2 protein-coding genes are annotated in these 2,205 nt (G+C 63.9%); both read left to right on the forward strand.

All coding sequences use genetic code 11. The annotated features are described in order from the left end of the window. Window positions 1-590: transketolase-like TK C-terminal-containing protein (locus ACQKP2_RS32555; protein WP_427582347.1), on the forward strand; the 590-nt coding region annotated here is incomplete at its 5' end. An 11-nt stretch (window positions 591-601) separates the two neighbouring features. Next, a partial coding sequence (locus ACQKP2_RS32560) for a biotin/lipoyl-containing protein (protein ID WP_427582348.1) occupies window positions 602-2,205 on the forward strand: 1,604 nt, incomplete at its 3' end.

Consider the following 2,205-nt stretch of genomic DNA (forward strand, 5'->3'; position numbering starts at 1 on the left):
AGTCCTACCAGCAGCCAGCCATGCCGGCCGGTGCCGAAGAAGGCATCAAGAAAGGCATGTACCTGCTCGAGGAAGACACCCGCGAAGCGGCGCATCACGTTCAACTGATGGGCTCGGGCACCATCCTGCGTGAAGTGCGCGAAGCGGCGAAGATCCTGCGTGAAGAGTTCAACGTCGGCGCCGACGTGTGGAGCGTCACCAGCTTCAACGAACTGCGTCGCGACGGCCTGGCCGTCGAGCGCACCAACCGTCTGCACCCTGGCCAGAAGCCGAAGAAGAGCTACGTTGAAGAGTGCCTGAACGGCCGCAAAGGTCCGGTCATTGCCTCTACCGACTACATGAAGTTGTTCGCCGAGCAGATCCGCCAGTGGGTACCGTCCAAGGAATTCAAGGTCCTGGGCACCGACGGTTTCGGTCGCAGCGACAGCCGCAAGAAACTGCGTCATTTCTTCGAAGTCGACCGTCATTTCGTGGTGTTGGCAGCCCTGGAAGCATTGGCTGACCGTGGTGATATCGAACCTAAGGTGGTGGCTGAAGCTATCGTCAAATTCGGTATCGACCCGGAAAAACGCAACCCACTGGACTGCTGAGGAGAGACTCTGTGAGCGAACTCATTCGCGTACCTGACATCGGCAGCGGTGAAGGTGAAGTAATTGAACTGTTTGTGAAGGTCGGCGACCGCATCGAAGCCGACCAGAGCATCCTGACCCTGGAATCGGACAAGGCCAGCATGGAAGTGCCGGCGCCGAAAGCCGGCGTGATCAAGAGCCTGAAAGTGAAGCTGGGCGACCGTCTGAAAGAAGGCGACGAACTGCTGGAGCTGGAAGTCGAAGGTGCCGCAGCCGCGGCCCCTGCGGCTGCCGCACCGGCTGCCAAGGCTGAAGCGGCACCCGCTGCCGCTCCTGCAGCTGCCGCGCCAGCCGCTGCTCCTGCCGCGCCTGTTGCCGCTTCGGTCCAGAAGGTCCACGTGCCGGACATCGGTTCGTCGGGCAAGGCCCAGATCATCGAAATCCAGGTCAAGGTGGGTGACACCGTCCAGGCTGATCAGTCGCTGATCACCCTGGAATCCGACAAGGCGAGCATGGAAATCCCGTCGCCTGCCGCTGGCGTGGTCAAGGCCATCAGCGTCAAGCTCAACGACGAAGTCGGCACCGGCGATCTGATCCTGGACCTGGAAGTGGCAGGCGCTGCCGCGCCCGCTGCGGCTCCGGCCCAGGCGGCTGCACCGGCACCTGCCGCCGCACCTGCCCCTGCGGCAGCCCCGGCAGCGCCAGTGGCCGACAGCGTTCAGGACATCCACGTTCCGGACATCGGCTCGGCCGGCAAGGCCAAGATCATCGAAGTGCTGGTCAAGGCCGGCGACAGCGTCGAAGCCGACCAGTCGCTGATCACTCTGGAATCCGACAAGGCGAGCATGGAAATTCCATCGCCTGCTGCTGGCGTGGTGGAAAGCATCGCCATCAAGCTCGATGATGAAGTCGGCACTGGCGACCTGATCCTCAAGCTGAAAGTCAAAGGCGCAGCACCGGCTGCTGCACCGGCGCCTGCCGCTGCCGCACCGAGCGCTCCGGCTCCGGCTCCAGCCGCTGCTGCACCTGCCGCCGCCCCTGCGGCTGCCCCGGTTGCCGCTCCAGCCAAGCCGGGCGCCAAAGTTCACGCAGGTCCCGCCGTGCGTCAACTGGCCCGTGAGTTCGGCGTCGAGCTGAGCGCTGTTGGCGCCAGTGGTCCGCACGGTCGCATCCTGAAAGAAGACGTGCAGGTCTACGTCAAGGCCATGATGCAGAAGGCCAAGGAAGCGCCGGCCGCTGCTGCCGGTGCAACCGGTGGCGCGGGCATTCCGCCGATTCCGGCCGTGGACTTCAGCCGCTTCGGTGAAATTGAAGAAGTGCCGATGACCCGCCTGATGCAGGTCGGAGCCGCCAACCTGCACCGCAGCTGGCTGAACGTGCCACACGTGACGCAATTCGACTCGGCGGATATCACCGAGCTGGAAGCGTTCCGTAACGCCCAGAAAGCCGTTGCAGAGAAGGCCGGCGTCAAGCTGACCATCCTGCCTCTGCTGCTCAAGTCCTGCGCACACCTGCTCAAGGAACTGCCGGACTTCAACAGCTCGCTGGCGCCAAGCGGCAAGGCGATCATCCGTCGTGCCCAGTACCAGGGTGGCTCACTGGTACCGCGCGGCGCGCGCGGCCAGGTCGACACCGG

The sequence above is a fragment of the Pseudomonas sp. NPDC089569 genome, assembly GCF_050280625.1.
Taxonomy (GTDB): Bacteria; Pseudomonadota; Gammaproteobacteria; order Pseudomonadales; family Pseudomonadaceae; genus Aquipseudomonas.